Raw genomic sequence first — 19,489 nt, forward strand, 5'->3', positions numbered from 1 at the left:
GATCAGTATGCTGCTGATCAGGCTCGGTGCGCTGGGCCTGGTGGCAATGACAGCGATCATCGGTTGGCAGGTGTTCGGGCGGTTCGTACTCAATTCCAGCCCGTCCTGGACCGAGCAGGCGTCCCTGATCCTGATGATCTGGTACGTGATGTTCGCCGCTGCGGCAGGGGTATACGAGGGGTTTCACATCCGCATTGCCCTGCTGGAAGAGAAGCTGGGCGAACGCGCAGCGCCGGCCCGCAGGTTGGTTGCGGCGATTGTCATGCTGCTCGGGCTGGTCCTCCTCATCTACGGTGCGGAGCTTTGCTGGCTGGTGCGTGACAATGTCGTACCGTCGCTCGGCGTCAGCCGTTCGGTAGCTTACTTTCCGATGCCGCTGTCCGGCTTGCTAATGGCGCTTTTCGCAATGCCAGGCGTGCTCGGCCGTGCCTCCTATCCGGCTCAAGAGGAGGAGGCGTAATGGAATTGCTCGTCCTCTTCGGGGTGCTCTTCGTCCTGCTCGCGCTGGGCGTGCCGGTGGGCTACGCGCTGCTCGGCTCCGCGCTCTCCTGCTTCGGGGTCATGGATATCCCGCCGATCGTCGCCGTGCAGAGGGTGGCAGCAGGTATCAGCGTCTTCACGCTCATGGCGATCCCTTTCTTCATATTTGCCGGCGATCTGATGTATCGCGCCGGAATAGCGGAGCGGCTCGTCAGGGTGGCCGATGCTGCGGTCGGCCGGGTTCGCGGCGGCCTTGGCCTGGTCGATGTCGGTGCGTCGATGATGTTCGGCGCTGTGTCCGGCTCTGCCATTGCCAGTGCGTCGGCAATCGGTTCGAGCATGGTTCCACTGATGAAGGACAAGGGCTATCCTGGCGATTACGCCGTGAACGTCACCGTCACGGCCGCGATCGTTGGCCTGCTCATTCCGCCCTCGCACAACATGATCATCTATTCCGCTGCATCGGGCATCGGCGTGTCGATCGGAGATTTGTTCGTCGCAGGTCTCGTACCCGGACTTCTCACCGGTTTGATGCTGATGGCGACGGCCTGGGTCGTGGCGAGGCGCCGCGGTCTGCCCTATGGGGCCTTCCCCGGATGGCGCGAATTCATTCGAGCAGCGGTGTTTGCAGTGCCGGGCCTGCTCACCGCAGTCATTATCATGGGCGGTATCCTGAGCGGGATATTCACCCCGACCGAGAGTTCGGCCATAGCCGTTATCTATACCATCCTCGTCGGGGTGCTGGTCTACCGCAGCCTCGGCTGGTCGGCATTCTGGGAAGCTGCGCAGAAATCGGTGCGGACGGCATCGATGGTCCTGTTCATAATTGCTGCAGCAACCGCCTTCGGCTTCGCCCTCGCATTGCTCGAAGTACCGGCGGCACTTGCCTCGCTGATCGGGTTCATCACCGAGAACCCCCTGCTGACGCTGCTCATCATAAATATCATGTTGCTGGCACTGGGCACGTTCATGGACATGGCACCGCTGATTGTCATCACAACGCCGATCTTCCTGCCGGTTGCGATGGGAGTGGGCGTGGATCCGGTCCACTTTGGCATTATCATGATGTTGAACCTCGGGATCGGCCTCGTGACGCCGCCAGTGGGTTCGGTCCTTTTCGTCGGATCTGCGGTGGGAAAGATACCGGTCACTACATTGGTGAAGACAATATGGCCGTTCTACTTCACGCTTGTCGCTGCTTTGCTTCTGATCACGTATGTCCCTGGCCTTTCGCTCTGGCTCCCCGGGGTCATCGCCGATTGATCAGAGTGTGACCCCGCGCTTCCAGATCGAGATGACGCGCTGGCCGGAACGTTCGGCGCTGGTCTCCTGCCCGCTCGCCACTTCGAGCAGGTAATCCGCAAAATCGTCTGCAACCCTGTCCGGATCTTCTGTCAGCATCCGGCCCGCATCAAAATCGATCCAGCCGCTCTTGCTGGCGGCAAGTTGCGAGTTGGAGGAAACTTTCACCGTCGGCACCGGAAAGCCGAGCGGAGTTCCGCGACCCGTGGTGAAAAGGATCAGCGTGGCCCCTGCCGCTGCAAGAGCGGTCGAAGACACCGCATCATTGCCCGGGGCCTCCAGCAGGGTAATGCCCGCTGTCTCAGCCAGGCCACCGTAATCGATGACGCCGCTCAGCCGCGCCCGGCCCGCTTTCTGAACCGCGCCGAGCGATTTTTCTTCGAGCGTGGTAATACCGCCGGCTATATTTCCGGGAGACGGGTTTTCGGACACAGCTTGCCCGTTCTCGAGGAAATAGCGCTTGAACCGGTTGAGCAACGCGCCGGCGCTTTCGAGAACCTCAGGGGTTTCGCTGCGGGCAAACAGGGATCGTTCCGCACCGAAAATCTCGGGTATCTCGGTGAGCACCAACCGCCCTTCGCTGGCGTCCACGCGGTTGCTGAACCTGCCTAACAGGGGATTCGCTGTCACACCGGAAAGCGCATCGGAACCCCCGCATTTGAGTCCGATGCAAAGTGCGGAAGAAGGCGCCTCGACGCGGGTTTGATCGCCGACCTTTTCGACCAGTTCCGCGATCAGCCCGAGCAAGGCCTTCCGCTCGTCGCCAACGTCCTGCGCCCGCATCGAGCGAAGTTTCGCACGGCTACGTTCGGGGACGGAGCCGACAAGTTCGTCCAGCTGGTTGCTCTCGCAGCCAAGGCCCACCAGCACGACGCCGCCGGCATTGGGATTGTCGCACAGCGCGGCAAGCACGGCCCGCGTGCCGGCAAGGTCTTCGCTCAGTTGTGAACATCCATGCGGATGGCCGAAAGCCACGACCGCATCTACACGATCCGCATGGAGGGCAGACGCCTCTCGTGCGACCATATCGGCGAGGGGTGAAACGCACCCGACAGTGGGCAGCACCCATATTTCGTTGCGGGTCGCGTAACGGCCGTCCGGGCGACGGTAACCCAGCCACGGGCAAAGTGGCGCGGCCGGCGTCGCTTCCATCTTCTCGCCCTCGAAGTCCGAATAGTTCAATTCGCCAGCCAAAGCCGTCTTCAGGTTATGGGAATGAACGTGCTCGCCCGCTCCGATCTGCTGGCTCGCGAGCCCGATCTGCTCGCCGTAGCGTCGAACAGGGTCTCCCGGCATTATTTCGCCGAGCGCGAACTTATGTCCACGCGGAATATCGCTGCGCAGCGCGGTGCGTTCGCCTGCAACCTCTACAGCCTCGCCGCCCTTCAGATCGGCCAGGGCTACCGCAACATTGTCGCGGTCATGGATTTTCCAGGCTGCAGGCCCACTGCCCGCTGCTCGTACCGACGGCTCCAACATAACCGCATTCCGCTTTCGTATGCTCGCCCAGGCGCGCTTGATTTACAGTGTAGAACGCTTCAAAAACCGATGTTGACACCGGTTACCACAACATCGGTTTCGGAACAATCGGCATCGCAGCGTCTTGCCTGACGGAGAGAATGAATGACCCGCCCACTTCACCTGGATGACGACGGGCTCTTCCCGCCTGATCCGGGCGTCCGTCTGATCGCCCGCCAGCTCTATTCCGAAGTATCCGGTTTACCCATCATATCGCCCCACGGGCATACCGATCCGGAATGGTTCGCGACCAACGAGCCTTTCGGCAATGCGTCCGAATTACTGCTGCATCCCGACCACTACCTTTTCCGGATGCTCTATTCGCAGGGCATTTCTCTCGAGGCCCTAGGCATTGGCGGCCGCGATGCCGACCCCCGCGAATCCTGGCGCTTGCTGGCAGAAAATTACCATCTGTTTCGCGGTACGCCCTCGCGCATATGGCTAGATTGGGTCTTCGCCAAATCCTTCGGTATCGGGGTGCGTCTCGACGCAGAAACCGCGGACTTCTATTTCGACACGATCTCGGAAGCCTTGCAGACCGAGCCTTTCCGTCCTCGCGCCCTGTTCGAGCGCTACGGCCTGGAAGTACTCGCCACGACCGAAAGCCCGATAGATACGCTGGAGCACCACAGGGCAATCAGGGAGAGCGGTTGGGACGGGCGCGTCATTACCGCCTATCGTCCCGACCCTGTCGTCGATCCCCATTTCGAGGGTTTCGCGCAGAACCTTGCGACATTTGCCGAACTGACCGGCGAAGATACCCAAGGCTGGTCGGGCTATCTCGCTGCGCATCGCAAGCGGCGGGCATTCTTCAAGGAAATGGGCGCGACCTCGACCGACCACGGCCATCCGACCGCGACCACGGCCAACCTTTCCCCCGCAGATGCGGCCGCGCTGTTCGACACGGTGAAAAGCGGAAGGGCATCGCCAAAGGAAGCGGAAGTTTTCCGCGGCCAGATGCTGACGGAAATGGCGGCGATGAGCATCGACGATGGATTGGTGATGCAGATTCACCCGGGCAGTTTCCGCAATCACAACAGGCTGTTGTTCAACAGTTTCGGTAGGGACAAGGGCGCCGATATCCCGACACGCACCGATTACGTGCACGCATTGCAGCCGCTGCTCGACCGATTCGGCAACGAACCTGACTTTTCGATCATCCTGTTTACCCTGGACGAAAGCAGCTATGCGCGCGAACTCGCACCCTTGGCCGGACATTACCCCTGCCTCAAGCTGGGACCGGCCTGGTGGTTTCACGATAGCCCCGAAGGCATGCGCCGCTTCCGGTTGATGACGACGGAAACGGCGGGTTTCTACAACACCGTCGGCTTCAACGACGATACCCGCGCCTTCCTTTCGATACCGGCACGCCACGATGTCGCCCGCAGGATCGATTGCGGTTTCCTCGCCCAATTGGTGGCGGAACATCGGATCGAGGATTGGGAGGCCGCTGACGTCGCGCGCGATCTTGCGTATAATCTCGCCAAGCGGGCATACCGCCTGTGAGATTGAACTCGCAAACGATCGCTCGTCTGCCCGCTGATATCGCGCGGTTCGCTTACGATCGAACCGGGCAGTCGATCGGCATCGTCCATTTCGGGATCGGAGCGTTCCATCGCGCGCACATGGCGAGCTACACCGATCTGGCGATGAACGCCGGAGAGCGTGACTGGATGATCAGCGGCGTCTCGCTGCGTTCTCGCTCCGTTGCAGAACGGCTTAATCCCCAAGAGGGTCTGTTTACGCTGACCGAGCGCGCGGGGGACAATGCTTCGACGCGGCTGGTCGGCTCCGTTGCAGAGGTTCTCTATGCGCCGGACCAAGCAGACGAGGTGATTTCGCGCATCGCAGATCCCGCCTGCCAGATCGTGAGTTTCACGGTCACCGAGAAAGGCTATGCCCGACGCGAAGGCAATTTGCTTAATCTCCAACTGGCAGAGGCCAGCTTCTATCCGCTTCTGTCCAGCGCCCTGGAAAGACGCCGGAAGAAGGGATTACCCGGAGTAACCCTGCTTTCCTGCGATAATCTGCCTGACAATGGCCGCGTGCTTCGAACGCTCTTCGCACAGTGGCTGGCAGCGCGAAACCCGGACATGATAGAATGGTTTCAGGCGCATTGCAGCGTTCCCTCGACAATGATCGACCGGATCGTTCCGCGCACCGATGAACAGGACCTCGCATGGCTGGAAGGCCTGATCGGAATGCAGGATCCCGGTGCCGTCTTCACGGAACGTTTTAGCCAATGGGTGATCGAGGACGATTTTGCAGGTCGGCGACCTGCCTGGGAAAATCATGGCGCACAACTTGTCGAGGACGTGAGATCTTACGAAACCGCCAAACTGCGGATGCTCAATGGTGCTCATTCGATGATTGCATATTGCGGTTTGCAGGCAGGGTACGAATTTGTTCATGAAGCCGTCGCGGACCCGATACTGCGCCGGAAGGCCGAACGCCTGATGCGCGAGGAAGCCTTGCCAACCATCTCTCCGGCAGAGGGGCAGGATCTCGAAGCATATGCCGACACCCTGATGGAACGATTTGCCGATCCTGCCTTGCGTCACCGGCTGTCTCAGATTGCGATGGATGGCACCCAGAAGATACCGCAAAGATGGCTCGATACGTTGGTCGATCTTGAAGAGGCGGGTGGTGTTCCGGAAGCGATCCCGACGGGAATTGATGCCTGGCTGTGGCATATCGAAGACAGGCGGTTCGTCGACGATCCAAGGAAGGTCGAATTGCACGAGGCGCTGTTGCAAGACGGACGTGAGGCGGTGCTTTCCCTATGCTTTCTGGGTCACAATGCGAATGCCGCCATCTGGCCAGGCTATACCGAACTGTTGCCTCGCCTGGTCATGCTGACAGACGGAAGATAGTGTTAGGACCGGAGCATTTCGATCATGAGGAACTGGCAAACGCACTTGATCCGGGATCGCTTGATTTCCTGCCATACACGGCGCTGCCCACGTCATGACCAGCGCCGGGGGACAATTTAGGGCAGATGAGTTCTTCTCTCCGCCGTCAAACGCGAACGGGCAACTTGCTCGAGGCCTTCATCTCCTTGAGCGACAGGTTTGACCGGATGCTGGTGACACCGGGCAGTCGCCGCATCGTGCTGTGAGCAGCTCAGTTGAACGAAGGCCATGACGCCGAGCCCAAGCTCCCGTCGACAGTGTTAAACTCCCCTCAATCAATCGATCCAACCGAAAGGCCCTTGCATGAGAGCTGGCCTGTTCGAGAGATCCCAAGAAGCGCCAACGGTCGTGAACGTGCCGGATCCGTCGCCGGGCCCGGATGGTGTCGTCCTCAAGGTCGAGGCGACTGGCGCCTGCCGCAGCGACTGGCATGGTTGGATGGAGTACAATAGCGACATCGACCTCCCGAACATCCCCGGCCATGAGCTGGCGGATGTGATCGAGATGGCCGGGAAGAACGTAAAGAACTGGAAGGTCGGCGAAGGGGTCGGCATCGACGCTGCACCGGAAGCATTGACGAATATGGACAAATTCCAGTCCGTCGGCGCGACCGTGATAACGAGCTTCTGAGCCACGGACCTCTCTCGTTTAGGGGAACTCCGAGTCCTGTTTCGACATCAAGCGCATGTTTTGCGAGGATAGCCATGTGACCGTCCATGCCCATTGGACGCAAAACAAGGACGATCGCGGCTCGGCGGTCATGGACATTTTTTGTCTGGAAGACGGTCGTATCGTGGAGCACCGGGATGTTATCCAGCCCATCCCCGAGGACATCGCACACGACAACATGATGTTCTGAGCGACATAAAAGACCGCCTTGATCGGCGGTAATCTGGCGTCGGCCCTGATCCGAGGCTTGATCGCCGTTGGCGGGAAGGGTCGCCGGGCGATTGAGCTCGCCATTCCCTTCCCCGCAACATCTTCCTCGCACCTCGGGCAATTTACCGATGACCGTTATGCACTTCTAATTGGTTCGGGCCGACTTCGACGGTCAGGCAGGGTTTGCAGAACCTATCATTTCCGCACTGGATGCGCGGCATTTTCCCAGAGCGTCTTCGCAACCTCTCTCACCACGTCTCCCGAGCGAGCTTGCCCGTTCGTGGTGCCGGCTCTATCCGGGAGGGATGGGAGTGGAGGTGAAGAAGGCGCGGCGGGTTACCTCGATCGATGTCGCCGAGGCTGCTGGTGTGAGCCAGTCGACCGTCAGCCGTGCGCTGTCCGGATGCGACAGCATTACGGAGGCGACGCGCAGCCGCGTGATCGAGGCCGCGCGCAAGCTCCAGTACCGCGTCAACGAACATGCAGCGCGCCTGCGCCGCGGCAGCACCGGCACGCTGGCCGTAATCGTGATCGGCCGGGCGGGCGCTGCGCCGGGCGCGATCAATCCGTTCCATTACAAACTGCTGGGCGCGGTCTGCGCAGAAGCTTCGGCACGCGGGCTCGATGCGCTCGTCTCGTTCCAGTGCGACCCCGCGCAGTTCTACCATGACTATATCGAGAGCGGGCAGGCCGACGGAATCATCCTGATCGGGACGACGGTGAACACGCCTGCCTGGGATTTCCACGCCCCGCTGCTGGAACGGGCGAACGTGTCGAGCTGGGCCTCGCCGTTCGACAAGGAAGTGGAAATCCGGTCCGACAATGCAAGCGCTGCCCGTATTGCGGTGGAGCGGCTCGTGCGCGCGAGGCACCGTTCCGTCACCTTCGTCGGCCAGCCCACGGGCGACCAGCCCCAGTTCGGCGAGCGGTATCGCGGCATGGTCGCGGCGGCGGAAGAAGCGGGGCTTGCCCATGACTGTATCGTGCCGCCCAACAATGCCACGCGGGCAGAGGAAGGACGCGCCGCGATCCAGGCGCTCATGGCCTCCGGCAAGCCGATGGATGCCCTGTTCTTCGCCTGCGACGCGCAGGCGCTGGGCGGTCTCGGCGCGTTGGCAGAGGCCGGGTGCGACGTGCCCGGGGCTGTCGGCGTCATCGGTTTTGATGGAGTGGAGGGCGGGGCGCACAGCAACCCGCCGCTCACCACGATAGAACCGGATTTCGCGCAGGCCGCCCGCCTGCTGGTCGAACGCAGCCTGTCGGGCGAGGAGCCTCAAGAGGGCGAGGGCGAGACGGCCCGCGCACCGGTCCGCCTGGTGGAACGGGCCAGCGTTTCGCGCTGAAGCGCGCGGGATTTCGCCGCCTGCCCGTGCCTAGCTGACCTGTCTTTCCTGCCCTTCCCAGTAGGGCGCGCGCAGTTCCCGGCGCAGGATCTTGCCCGACGGATTGCGCGGCAGGGCCTCGATGAAATCGACCGATTTGGGGCATTTGAAGCCCGCGATGCGCTCTTTCGCATAGGCAATCACGCCGTCCTGGTCGAGCGAGCATCCCGGTTTTGCGACCACCACGGCCTTCACAGCCTCGCCCCATTTTTCGTCCGGCACGCCGATCACGGCGACATCGGCAATATCGTCATGCCCGTAGAGCGCGCTTTCGACCTCGGCCGGATAGACGTTCTCCCCGCCGGTGATGATCATGTCCTTGATCCGGTCCTGGATGAAGAGATAGCCGTCCTCGTCCAGTATGCCGGCATCGCCCGTCAGCAGCCAGCCGTCCTCGGTCAGCGTCTTCGCGGTCTCTTCCGGCCGGTTCCAGTATTCGATCATCACGCAGTCGCTGCGGATGGCGACCTCGCCGATTTCGCCGGCGGGCAGGCGCCCGCGCTTTTCATCGAAAATGGCGATTTCGACGCCCGGCAGCGGCTTGCCTGCGCTGCGCATCTTGTCCTCGCGCCCCGGCCGGTGGTCTTCCGGGGCCAGGCTGACGACCGTCCCCCAGGTTTCGGTCATCCCGTAGAGCTGGGCGAATTCGCAGCCCAGCCGATCGACCCCTTCCTTCAGCAGGTCGAGCGGGATGGGGGACGCACCGTAGGTCAGCCCCTTCACGCTGGAGAAGTCGGCGTCCTCCGCATCCGGATGGGCCAGCATGATCCGCAGCGCCGCCGGGACCAGGAATATCCATTTCACCTTGTGCCTGCGAATATCGGCGATGGTGAGCGCCGGGTCGAATTCGGCATGCAGGATCAGCTCTGTCCCCGCCTGCGCGGCGTTCATTGCCGATCCCAGCCCGGCGATATGGCCATAGGGCATGGCAAGGATCATCGTGTCGCCGGGTTCGGCGCAGTACCAGTAGATGCCTTCGCGCTGCAGCACGGGCCTGAGATTGGTGCCGTTCCAGTGGCTAAGGACGACGCCCTTGGGCCGCCCCGTCGTGCCGGACGTATAGAGCTGCACCACCGGATCGTCGCGGGTGACGTCTGCCGTGACGGGGGCATCGGACTGGCTGTCCCGCCACTGCGCGAATTCCTCGCCCATCGCGATCTTGCGGCCTGCGAAGGACACGCCGGAAAATTCATCTTCCACGAACAGGACGGGGGCGGTGCTGTCTTCCAGGATCCAGGCGACCTCTGCCGGGGCGAGGCGCCAGATGACCGGCACGATGACGAAACCGCCCCGGGCCGCCCCCAGCGTCAGTTCCACCGCCTGGTCCGAATTCTTGCCCAGATACGCGACCCGGTCGCCCTTCTGCAGGCCCATCGCGGCAAGGCCATTCGCGATCTGCGTCGCCCGCCGGTCATACTCGGCGAAGGTGGTCACCCGCTCGCCGAACCGCAGGGCCGGGGCATCGGGCTGCGTCTGCGCGTGATGGGACAGTGCGTCTCCGAACGTGTCGTGGTTGATTGCCTCGGTCATCGATCTCTCTCCAGCGGTCCGGTGCGAATCGCCCGGATCTCGTCTTGCGTGCGAGAGTGTCTGCCTTCGCCGCCTGCGTAAAGCGTTGCTGCAAATCGACCTTCAAGGGCTGCCAGCGGACTGCCTTTAGGCGGTCATCGGTGACATCGGCCATGCAAAGGCTGGCATGGACGCGCCTAATGCGCTTATGCGGGCAGCAACCATGGCCGACCCAGCGCGACCCGATACGAACAAGAGGCTCAGTGCAGAGCCCGGACTGCCCGTGACCGGCGTGCTGTACAATCCGCGCAGCCACCGCAATCGCGGGAACGAGCCGCGCGAACTCGATTACCCGGTCATCCGCGTGGAGCAGCCGCAGCGCCGCCGCGACCTGAAGGCGGCGATGCAGCGCTTCGTCGACAGCGGGGTGGAACTGCTGGTCATCAATGGCGGCGACGGGACGGTGCGCGATGCGCTGACCGGCGGCAACATGGTGTTCGGCGACGACTGGCCCGCCCTTGCCGTCCTTCCCCGGGGCAAGACCAATGCGCTGACCATCGATCTCGACATGCCGCGAAGCTGGTCGCTGGAGGAAGCGATCCTGGCCCACCGCGACGGGCGCAACCTGAAACGCCGGCCCCTGGTGCTGGAGCCGATGGGCGAGACGGACGATCCGCTGGTCCGCCTCGGCTTCATCCTTGGCGCAGGCGCATTCGTCGCGGCGATCGACAGCGGGCAGGGCGCACACCGGCTGGGCGCATTCGAAGGGCTGGCCGTGGGCGCGACTGCGACCTGGGGTTTTCTTCAGATGCTGTTCGGGTCGGACCGCAATCCGTGGAAACGGGGCGCGCCGATGGATGTGAAGCTGGGGCCGGACCTCGAACCGCTGCCGCACAGCCGCCATGGCGAGCCATCACGCCGCAGCGCGCTGTTCGCCTCTACCCTGCAGCGTTTCCCGGCCGGGCTGGACCCGTTCAGCGAATTGCCCGGCCCGATCCGCGTCTTCGCCGTCGACCGGTTCCTGCGCCGCTTCGCATTCCAGCTGCCCCCGATCCTGAAGGGCTGGCGGCCGGACTGGATGGCGGAAGCGGGGCTGCACCGGGCCAGCACCGACCGCATCGACCTCGACCTTGGCGACGGCTTCATCCTGGACGGGGAGCGTTTCGATCCCGGGCGCTATTGCGTGACGCCCGGCCCGGAACTGACCTTCGTGGTTCCGTGACGGCAGCCGGGCGATGACGGGCAGCCTGCAAGAGCGCATCGCCGGGGCAGCGGCGCGGGATGTCCGGCCCGAAGTGGCGGCGTTTGCAAAGGCTCTGGCGCAGGAGACGGGCGCGGTCGCCGCGCTTTTCTACGGCTCCAACCTCAGGACGGGATCGCTCGACGGAGTGCTCGATTTCTACCTGCTGCACGAAGGGCCTCAGCGCGAACGCATCTGGCCGCGCGTCAGCTATCACGAAAGCCCCGCGCGCGAGGACATGCTGCGCGCCAAGGCGGCGACGATGAGCATGGGGCAATTCGCGAAGGCTGCCCGCGGGGACAGCCGCGACACCACGATCTGGGCGCGCTTCGTCCAGCCCAGTGCGCTGGTCTGGGCCCGCGAAGATGCCGCGCGCGACGCGGTGCTTCTGGCGCTGGCCGATGCCGCCCGCACCGCGGCGCGGCTGGCGGCGGCGCTGGGTCCGCGCAGCGGACAGGCCGCCGATTTCTGGCGCGCCCTGTTCAAGGCGACCTATACGGCGGAATTCCGGGTCGAGAAGGCGGGGCGGGAGGATTCCATCCTCTCGGTCAACGCAGCCCATTTCGACGGCCTGCTGCCGGCGGCATGGATTGCGGACGGCCTCGCCTTCGAGCAGGTCGGCGGCACGCTCGCCCCGCGTTTCGCGGCGGGCGAGCGCCAGCGTATCCTGCGCTGGTGGGCAAAGCGGCAACGGCTAGGCAAGGCGCTCAACATCGTCCGGCTTGGAAAAGCGACGACGACCTTCGAAGGAGCCGCAAAATACGGCGCATGGAAGGTCGAGCGACACACCGGCGTGGCGCTGGAAGTAACGCCCTTTGCCGAAAAATACCCGCTACTGGCCGCGCCCGGCGCGCTCATCCGAGTGTTGCGGGCAAAGCGCGCCGCCAATCGCGACCTTTGAAGTTCGGGTGTGCGTCCGGATGACCGTCAGAAATATCGCATCTGGATGCTGATGCTCTCGACCCCGTTGCCGACATTGAACCGCGTCTTCTTGTAGCTCGGCTTGCCGAGGTTGAAGATGTTGATTGACGGGTTGTTCGACATCGCACCGCCATCGGCGCGGATATCGGTCTTGCCATTGCCGTTGACGTCGTGGCGCACGGCAATGCCGTAGGTGCCGGCCGAGGGCACGGGCATGCAGAAGGTCATCGTGCCGGCCTTCGCAGGCGCTTCCATCCGGTAGATCCAGCGGCCCGATTCCAGCCAGTCGGCTTCCGTCCCGCGATAGGATTGCACCCGCACGCGGCCCGACGAAGACTTGATCCCCTGCACCGTCACCCGCACGGCAGGGCCGGCGCCGGCGGCGCATTTGCCCATGTCGTTGGAGATTTTTTGCCGGTACTGCGCCGAAGCCGGCGCGGAGACACCGCCTGCGACGAGGCCGACGCCCATCACGGCGGCAAGCGCGTATTTCGAAGCTGTCTTCATAAAATCAGTTCCCTTTCGGGCGCCTTTTTCAAGCAGGCCTGCCCGTATCCTTGCGCTGCTATTTAGCGGGTCGGCTGTGAATTCAGCGTGAATTGGCGCGATCCGTGCACCTTTTGCGGTGTATCGATGTGGATAAGGAAAGACGCGTCGTTGATGCATGATTCGCGCCTCAGCTAGGAATACCCATCGCAGCAGAGCCCGAACATACCATGCCGCCAAAACAGCCGCTGATTTCCCCTAGCATCCTGTCCGCCGACTTCGCGCGCCTGGGCGAAGAAGTGCGCGCCGTCGACGAGGCGGGTGCGGACTGGATCCATGTCGACGTGATGGATGGGCATTACGTCCCGAACATCACGATCGGCCCGATGGTGGTGAAGGCCCTTCGCCCGCATTCGAAGAAGGTGTTCGACGTCCACCTGATGATCTCGCCGGTCGATCCCTACCTGCAGGAATTCGCCGATGCGGGCGCGGACATCATCACCGTCCATCCCGAGGCGGGAGCCCATGTCCACCGCACCGTGCAGGCGATCAAGGGCATGGGCAAGAAGGCGGGCGTGTCCCTCAATCCCGGCACGCCGGTGGAGGTGCTGGACAATCTGATGGACATGATCGATCTCGTCCTGGTGATGAGCGTCAATCCCGGCTTCGGCGGGCAGAGCTTCATCGACAGCCAGCTGGCGAAGATTTCCGCCATCCGGGAAAAGATCGATGCCAGCGGCCGCGCCATCCACCTGGAAGTGGATGGCGGGGTCAATCCCGAAACTGCGAGGCAATGCGTCGCGGCGGGGGCCGATGTCCTCGTCGCGGGTTCCGCCACGTTCAAGGGCGGGGCCGATTGCTACGCGGCCAATATCGCCGCGCTGAAAGGCGAGGGCTGATGACCGACCGGCTGGACTCCCTGCATGCGGGTGAGGCCCGCGCGGAGACGGACTTGAACGCCGACAACAGTTCGGTCGAGGCGGGTGCGGCCGAAACCGGTGCCGACAGCCAGCTGGCCATCCCGCTGAGCGGCGGTTCGGTCAGATCGGGCGACCGCACGGACGATCTCGTGGTCGATGCACAGGGGTCCACGGTCGAGCGGGAAGTGAATGCCCGCATCCTCGAGCCTTCGCGCGCCCTGGTGCCGAGCGATCTTGCCGCGCCAGCGCTGGGGGCGGCCGACCGCTTCCTGCGCTTCGCCTACCGCATGGGCATTCCGGGCCATGCGCTGGCGTCCCCGCTGAAACGCCCGGCGCGTCCGCGCGTCGCGGCGATCGTCGACAGTCCCCTGAGCGGCGACCGGACCAGCGGCGTTGCCCTGCGGGCAGGACATTTCCTCGTGCACGGCGTCAAGGCGCCGATCGCGCAGATGGACTTTGCCTCGTCCTCCGTCCGACTGACGCCGCCGTTCCAGCGCGTCGTCCACGGCTTTGCATGGATGCGCGACCTTGCCGGCGCCTGTCCGCGGCAGCAGGCGGCCCCGGTCGCCTCGCGCATCACCGCGCGCTGGCTCGATGCCAATCCGCGCCCGGGCAAGGGCGCGGCCTGGGATGTCGAACAGGTCGGCAACCGCCTGCTGGCATGGCTCGTCCATGCCCCGCTGGTCCTCGATGACGTCAAACTGCGCGACCGTCTGCTGGATTCGATGGCAGAAACCGCGCGCTGGCTCGATCGCAATGTCGGCAAGGCACAGGACGGCATCGGCCTTATCACCGGCTGGACTGCCATCGTCGCTGCAGGGCTGCTGCTGTCCGATGGCCGCGCCCGCCGCCTGTTCGGCGAAGCGGGTCTGGCCCGGGCACTGGGCGATTGCATTGCAGAGGATGGCGGTGTCCTGTCCCGCAGCCCGCTGGCGCAGATGGATGCTCTGGCCCTGCTGGTGGAGCTGACCGCCTGTTACGAGGCGACGGACCGCGACCCGCCCGAAGCCATCGCGACGATGATGGAGCTGCTCGTCCCGCCGCTTCTGGGCCTGCTGCATGGCGAAGCGGGTCTGGGCAACTGGCAGGGATCGGGCGCCACCCCGACGGAGAAAGTCGCCGCGCTGGTGCGCGCCAGCGGCGTGCGGACCCGCCCGCTGAAGGACGTGCGCCAGTGGGGATACCAGCGCGCGACCGGTGCGAAGACGGTGCTGCAATTCGATGCCGCGCCTCCGCCTCTGCCGCGTCATGCCCGCACAGGCTGCGCCAGCACGCTCGCCTTCGAGATGTCGGACAACGGCCAGCGCCTGATCGTCAATTGCGGCGGCGCTGCGCTGGCCGGCGGGATGGTCCCGCACCGGATCGAACAGGGCCTGCGCGCCACCGCCGCGCATTCGACGCTGGTGCTGGACGACGTCAATTCGACGGCTGTGCACATCAAGGGGCAGCTGGGCAGCGGCGTGAACGAGGTCGAGGTCGACCGGCGGCAGCTGAAGACCAACCAGGGCGCGGCGACCCGTATCGAGGCCACGCATGACGGCTATGCCGCGCGTTACGGACTGCACCACCGCCGCGTCCTCGTCCTGCGGGACGATGGCAGCGAGCTGCGCGGGGAAGACGTGCTGGTTCCGGTGGGCAAGAAGGGTAAGCGCGGCAAGATCGGCTTCGCCATTCGCTTCCATATCGGCCAGGGCATCGACCTGCGGCTGAGCGACGACCGGCGCGGGGCCAGTCTCGGCCTGCCCGACGGGCGGCTGTGGCAATTCCGCGTGGCAGGCGATGCCGCCGGTGAACTGGGTATCGAGGAAAGCATGTGGGTTGACGGGCAGGGGCGTCCCCAGCCTATCGAGCAGCTGACATTGCAAGGACTGACATCGCGCAGCGGCGGGAGCTTCTCCTGGCTGTTCAAGCGGATGAGCTGACCAAAGACGGGAAAGACGAATACATGGGTGATGTAACGATCCGCCGGGCCCTCCTTTCGGTGTCCGACAAAACCGGTCTTGCCGATCTGGCAGGCAAGCTGGCGAAGGCCGGGGTTGAGCTCATTTCCACCGGTGGGACCGCGCGGATGCTGCGCGAGGCCGGGATGGATGTGCGGGACATCTCGGAGATCACCGAGTTTCCGGAAATGATGGATGGCCGCGTCAAGACGCTCCATCCAAAAGTGCATGGCGGATTGCTGGCCGTGCGCGACGATGCGGACCACGCCGCCGCGATGGAAGCCCACGGGATCGGCGCCATCGACCTCGTGATCGTCAATCTCTATCCCTTCGAAGCCACCGTGGCGAAGGGCGCGGAGCGGGACGAGATCATCGAGAACATCGATATCGGCGGACCCAGCATGGTTCGTTCGGCTGCCAAGAATAACCGCTATGTCACTATCGTGACCGACCCGGCGGATTACGATACGCTCGCCGGCGAACTGGCGGACGGCAATGGCGCGACCTCGCTCGACTTCCGCAAGCGAATGGCGGCGAAGGCCTTTGCCGCCACTGCCGCCTATGATTCCATGATCAGCCAGTGGTTCGCCTTTTCCGACCAAGGCCAAACCTTCCCGTCGATGCTCGCGGTGAACGGCCGCGACCCGGTGGAGCTGCGCTATGGCGAGAACCCGCACCAGAAGGCGGCGCTCTACACTCCGGTCGGCCCCCACGCGAAGGGGATCGCGCAGGCCAGCCAGGTGCAGGGCAAGGAACTGAGCTACAACAATTACAACGACGCCGACGCCGCGCTGGAACTGGTCAGCGAATTTTCCGGTGAAGAGCCTGCGGTCGTCATCGTGAAGCACGCCAATCCGTGCGGCGTCGCGCAGGCCCCGACCCTGCTGGAAGCGTGGGAAGCGGCGCTCGCCTGCGACAGCGTGTCCGCCTTCGGCGGCATCGTGGCGGTCAACCGGCCGCTCGACGGGCCGACCGCGGAAGCCATCGCGAAGATCTTTACCGAAGTCGTCGTCGCTCCATCGGCCGACGATGCCGCGCGGGAAGCCTTTGCGAAGAAGAAGAACCTGCGCCTGCTGCTGACCGGCGATATGCCCGCACCGCGCCGCGGCGGCCTGCTGGTCAAGCCGATTACCGGCGGCCTGCTGGTCCAGACGCGCGACAATGGCGCGATCACGCAGGACGAACTGAAGGTCGTGACCAGGCGCGAACCGACGGCGCATGAACTCAAGGACTGCCTGTTCGCCTGGACCGTGGCGCGGCACGTGAAATCGAACGCCATCGTCTATGCAAAGGACGGGGCGACGGCGGGTATCGGTGCAGGCCAGATGAACCGCCGCGATTCCAGCCGGATCGCCGCGATGAAGGCGGCGGAAGCGGCGGAGAAATACGACTGGCCGGAACCGCGCACCGTGGGCAGCGCCGTGGCGTCCGATGCCTTCTTCCCCTTCGCCGACGGCCTGCTGGCCGCAGCCGAAGCCGGGGCGACCGCCATCATCCAGCCGGGCGGCTCGATCCGCGACGACGAGGTGATTGCCGCCGCCGACGAACGCGGCCTTGCGATGATCTTCACCGGGATGCGCCATTTCCGGCACTGATCGGCAGGGATCAGCCGGGCATTCGCTCCAGTTCGATCGGCTGCAATCCTGTCAGGGTTAGCCGGTCGCCGCGGACTTCGTATCCCGTGACCGTACGAAGGGCACCAAACAGCCGGGCATCGGCCTGCATCAGCGTCTCTTCGCATCGCCTCAACGTGGTTGGCAATGAATCGAGCACGAGGCTACCGGGCCGGGGCGAGCGATAGGACGCGCCGCCACTGTTGCAGCCCGCCCCGCCGCCGATATAGTCGTGCGAAATCGTGACGCGGGCGGCTCGCGCACCGTCCCACGCCTCCCCGTCAATCGACAGGACCCGCCATTCGCCCTGCAATTCGGGCCGCGGCCCCTGGGGCCGGCCGAGCACGGCGCGCGTCCCGTCGGCAGCGGTCAGCACCAGCGAACCGTCCTCTTGCAGCGACCATCCGCTTGCCCGGTCGATGAAGTCTGCCAGCAGCCTTTCCAGCGAGGCGGCCTGTGGACCGGAGCACTTGCCGATGATGACCGCCTCCCTCCGCGACGTTCGCAGATCGCCGCCGGGTGTTGCCTCGTAGAAGGCCGGATGTCCGCCCCCGCAGCCCGCCTCGTGGCTGAAGAAGGTTTCGCTCTGGAAATTGACGATGCCCTGATTGCCCGGAAACGGGGTATTGCCCACACTGCGTACTGCCCACTGCCCCTCGATAGCTGCGAAGGTCGACCCCGGACCCGTCACTGTGTCTTCGCTCGCAACTGCCGGAATATCCGCTTCTTCTCCGGAGGGGGCGGGTGCCGGCCGGTCGGAACCGGTCTCGGCGGTACAAGCGGCCAGCAGGAGGGCATAGACCGACACTGCGATCAACCGGTTGCTACCTGTAATTTTCGGCAGGGTAAAAATCATGCGCAGCGCGCTTCCTATATGGCGGGGGATGTCTGCGCGCCCGTGCCTGAACGGCGCGCAACCGGGCGGTTCAGCGGCTTGTAAACGGTCATGGTGTAACCACATGGCTGCAAATATCGAAAGCACCCCCAATGTTCAAGTTCAAACGCGACCTCTACGCCAGTTTCGGCATCGGATTCCTCATCGGCCTCGGCATTGTCGGCGCGGCCTTCGGGCCGGGCGACCTGTCTGCCATTCCGCAGGCCGTTGCAGCGACGGTCGGATGACGGTTTTTCGCCCGTGAAACGAACTCTCCTCCCTCTTCTGGCCGCAGCAGGTCTGGCCATGTCCGGTTGCCAGGGACCGGCCCTGGCGGCGGAAAACCACCTGAAGGCGCCTGCGGCGGACCGCGCGGCGAAGGAAGCGCCCGGCCTGAAGACCGCGGTTTTCGCCGGCGGCTGCTTCTGGGGCGTGGAGGCCGTGTTCAGCCATGTCAAAGGCGTGACGAGCGCGGTATCGGGTTATCACGGCGGCACGAAACGCTCGGCCAGCTACAAGCTCGTCTCAAGCGGGATTACCGACCATGTGGAGGCGGTGAAGGTCACCTATGACCCCAGCGTGGTGCGCTACGACGAATTGCTGCGCATCTTCTTCTCGGTCGTGGCCGATCCGACGCTGAAGGACCGGCAGGGTCCGGACCGCGGGTCGCATTACAATGCCGAGATCGTTCCGCTGAACAGCGAGCAGCGCACGGTCGCGCTGACCTATCTTTCGCAGATCAAGCGATCGGGGAAATGGTCCAGGCCCATCGTCACCCCGATCCGGCCTGCAAAAACCTTCTACCCGGCAGAGACCTATCATCAGGACTTTGCCGCGAAAAATCCGAACCACGGATACATCTTGCGCTGGGACAAGCCGAAGGTTCGCGCGCTGGCGCAGTTCTTCCCCGAACATTATCGCGCCAGCTTCCGCCGCAACTAACTCTCTTCCGGCGCGTCCGGCAGGCGGGTCTGGCGAAGCGGCTTTGCCATCGCTACATTGCCGGACATGAGTGAAACACACGCACCGGGCCACCGCGAACTGGCGGGCGAAGCCTTGTCGGATGCGGCGAAGGCGTCGCTGGAATCGAGCGGCGAGCGCTGGACCGGCATGCGCGCCGAAGTGTTCGAGGAACTGGCCAGCCACGACCGGCCCGTTTCCGCCTACGACATCGCCGACAACCTCTCGCGCAAGCGGGGTAGCCGCGTCGCGCCCAACAGCGTTTACCGCATTCTCGACATCTTCGTGAACGGCAACCTTGCCAACCGGATCGAGAGCGCGAATGCCTTCCTCGTCAATACGCATCCCGGTTGCCGCCACGACTGCGTGTTCCTGATCTGCGACGATTGCGGCACGGCCAGCCATTTCGACAATGACGAACTGACCGGTGCGCTGCGCCGGGCCGGGCAGGCCAAGGGGTTCTCCGACGTCCGACCGGTGGTCGAGCTGCGCGGCCTGTGCAGCGACTGCGCCTGAAGCCGTGATCTGCATGCGGGGGCGAGGGCTGCTCTCG

The 19,489-nt window shown here is 64.1% G+C and carries 19 protein-coding genes; 15 read left to right on the forward strand and 4 right to left on the reverse strand.

The window, feature by feature from the left end; all coding sequences use genetic code 11:
• Positions 1-7 precede the first annotated feature (7 nt).
• Both PF049_02770 and PF049_02775 read left to right on the forward strand, forming a co-directional pair.
• Positions 8-460: a TRAP transporter small permease gene (locus PF049_02770; GenBank protein WBY17103.1), complete on the forward strand. Its 453-nt coding sequence runs from the start codon at positions 8-10 to the stop codon at positions 458-460.
• Positions 460-1,743, forward strand: coding sequence for a TRAP transporter large permease (locus PF049_02775; protein WBY17104.1), 1,284 nt, complete (start codon positions 460-462; stop codon positions 1,741-1,743). The genes PF049_02770 and PF049_02775 overlap by 1 nt, the downstream gene beginning before the upstream one ends.
• Here PF049_02775 and PF049_02780 read toward each other — a convergent pair whose 3' ends face one another.
• The gene (locus PF049_02780) at positions 1,744-3,261 is read right to left on the reverse strand and encodes an altronate dehydratase family protein (protein ID WBY17105.1); all 1,518 of its coding nucleotides are present in this window, start codon (positions 3,259-3,261) and stop codon (positions 1,744-1,746) included.
• Between the two features lie 144 nt (positions 3,262-3,405).
• Here PF049_02780 and uxaC point away from each other — a divergent pair, with 144 nt between their 5' ends.
• The 5 genes from uxaC (at position 3,406) to PF049_02805 (ending at position 8,434) form a co-directional block, all read left to right on the forward strand.
• The gene (uxaC, locus tag PF049_02785) at positions 3,406-4,806 is read left to right on the forward strand and encodes a glucuronate isomerase (protein ID WBY17106.1); all 1,401 of its coding nucleotides are present in this window, start codon (positions 3,406-3,408) and stop codon (positions 4,804-4,806) included.
• Positions 4,803-6,173 carry a mannitol dehydrogenase family protein gene (locus tag PF049_02790; GenBank protein WBY17107.1) on the forward strand — a complete coding sequence of 457 codons (1,371 nt, stop codon included), beginning with the start codon at positions 4,803-4,805 and terminating at the stop codon, positions 6,171-6,173. Before uxaC ends, PF049_02790 begins: the two co-directional genes overlap by 4 nt.
• A gap of 342 nt (positions 6,174-6,515) precedes the next feature.
• A complete protein-coding gene (locus PF049_02795; protein WBY17108.1) occupies positions 6,516-6,842 on the forward strand; it encodes an alcohol dehydrogenase catalytic domain-containing protein in 327 nt (108 codons plus the stop codon).
• A 76-nt stretch (positions 6,843-6,918) separates the two neighbouring features.
• A complete protein-coding gene (locus PF049_02800) occupies positions 6,919-7,071 on the forward strand; it encodes a hypothetical protein (GenBank protein WBY17109.1) in 153 nt (50 codons plus the stop codon).
• A gap of 325 nt (positions 7,072-7,396) precedes the next feature.
• Positions 7,397-8,434 carry a LacI family DNA-binding transcriptional regulator gene (locus PF049_02805; GenBank protein ID WBY17110.1) on the forward strand — a complete coding sequence of 346 codons (1,038 nt, stop codon included), beginning with the start codon at positions 7,397-7,399 and terminating at the stop codon, positions 8,432-8,434.
• Between the two features lie 30 nt (positions 8,435-8,464).
• Here the strand turns inward: PF049_02805 and PF049_02810 are convergent, their stop codons facing one another.
• Positions 8,465-10,003, reverse strand: coding sequence for a fatty acid--CoA ligase (locus PF049_02810; GenBank protein WBY17111.1), 1,539 nt, complete (start codon positions 10,001-10,003; stop codon positions 8,465-8,467).
• 202 nt (positions 10,004-10,205) lie between these two features.
• On the opposite strand from PF049_02810, the gene PF049_02815 reads away from it, so the two are divergent.
• Both PF049_02815 and PF049_02820 read left to right on the forward strand, forming a co-directional pair.
• Positions 10,206-11,204 carry a diacylglycerol kinase family protein gene (locus PF049_02815; GenBank protein ID WBY17112.1) on the forward strand — a complete coding sequence of 333 codons (999 nt, stop codon included), beginning with the start codon at positions 10,206-10,208 and terminating at the stop codon, positions 11,202-11,204.
• Between the two features lie 13 nt (positions 11,205-11,217).
• On the forward strand, positions 11,218-12,123 hold the full coding sequence (locus PF049_02820; GenBank protein WBY17113.1) for a hypothetical protein: 906 nt from the start codon (positions 11,218-11,220) through the stop codon (positions 12,121-12,123).
• Between the two features lie 26 nt (positions 12,124-12,149).
• Here the strand turns inward: PF049_02820 and PF049_02825 are convergent, their stop codons facing one another.
• Complete coding sequence (locus PF049_02825) at positions 12,150-12,650, reverse strand: DUF2141 domain-containing protein (GenBank protein ID WBY17114.1); 501 nt, start codon at positions 12,648-12,650, stop codon at positions 12,150-12,152.
• 209 nt (positions 12,651-12,859) lie between these two features.
• On the opposite strand from PF049_02825, the gene rpe reads away from it, so the two are divergent.
• From rpe to purH, 3 genes are read left to right on the forward strand one after another with little or no spacing between them, the layout of a single operon-like run.
• Complete coding sequence (rpe, locus tag PF049_02830) at positions 12,860-13,528, forward strand: ribulose-phosphate 3-epimerase (GenBank protein WBY17115.1); 669 nt, start codon at positions 12,860-12,862, stop codon at positions 13,526-13,528.
• Positions 13,528-15,471, forward strand: a complete 1,944-nt coding sequence (locus tag PF049_02835; GenBank protein ID WBY17116.1) for a heparinase II/III family protein — start codon at positions 13,528-13,530, stop codon at positions 15,469-15,471. Before rpe ends, PF049_02835 begins: the two co-directional genes overlap by 1 nt.
• A gap of 23 nt (positions 15,472-15,494) precedes the next feature.
• Entirely contained in the window at positions 15,495-17,084 is a 1,590-nt protein-coding gene (gene purH / locus PF049_02840; GenBank protein ID WBY17117.1) for a bifunctional phosphoribosylaminoimidazolecarboxamide formyltransferase/IMP cyclohydrolase, read from the forward strand.
• A gap of 10 nt (positions 17,085-17,094) precedes the next feature.
• Here purH and PF049_02845 read toward each other — a convergent pair whose 3' ends face one another.
• Positions 17,095-17,958 (reverse strand): META domain-containing protein, encoded by an 864-nt coding sequence (locus tag PF049_02845; GenBank protein WBY17118.1) that lies wholly within the window; start codon positions 17,956-17,958, stop codon positions 17,095-17,097.
• Between the two features lie 131 nt (positions 17,959-18,089).
• Here PF049_02845 and PF049_02850 point away from each other — a divergent pair, with 131 nt between their 5' ends.
• The 3 genes from PF049_02850 (at position 18,090) to PF049_02860 (ending at position 19,452) form a co-directional block, all read left to right on the forward strand.
• Positions 18,090-18,224, forward strand: coding sequence for a hypothetical protein (locus tag PF049_02850; protein ID WBY17119.1), 135 nt, complete (start codon positions 18,090-18,092; stop codon positions 18,222-18,224).
• A gap of 58 nt (positions 18,225-18,282) precedes the next feature.
• Positions 18,283-18,918 (forward strand): peptide-methionine (S)-S-oxide reductase MsrA, encoded by a 636-nt coding sequence (msrA, locus tag PF049_02855; protein WBY17967.1) that lies wholly within the window; start codon positions 18,283-18,285, stop codon positions 18,916-18,918.
• 66 nt (positions 18,919-18,984) lie between these two features.
• Complete coding sequence (locus tag PF049_02860; protein WBY17120.1) at positions 18,985-19,452, forward strand: transcriptional repressor; 468 nt, start codon at positions 18,985-18,987, stop codon at positions 19,450-19,452.
• Positions 19,453-19,489 lie beyond the last annotated feature (37 nt).

The organism is Erythrobacteraceae bacterium WH01K (genome assembly GCA_027941995.1).
Lineage (GTDB): Bacteria > Pseudomonadota > Alphaproteobacteria > Sphingomonadales > Sphingomonadaceae > CAJXSN01.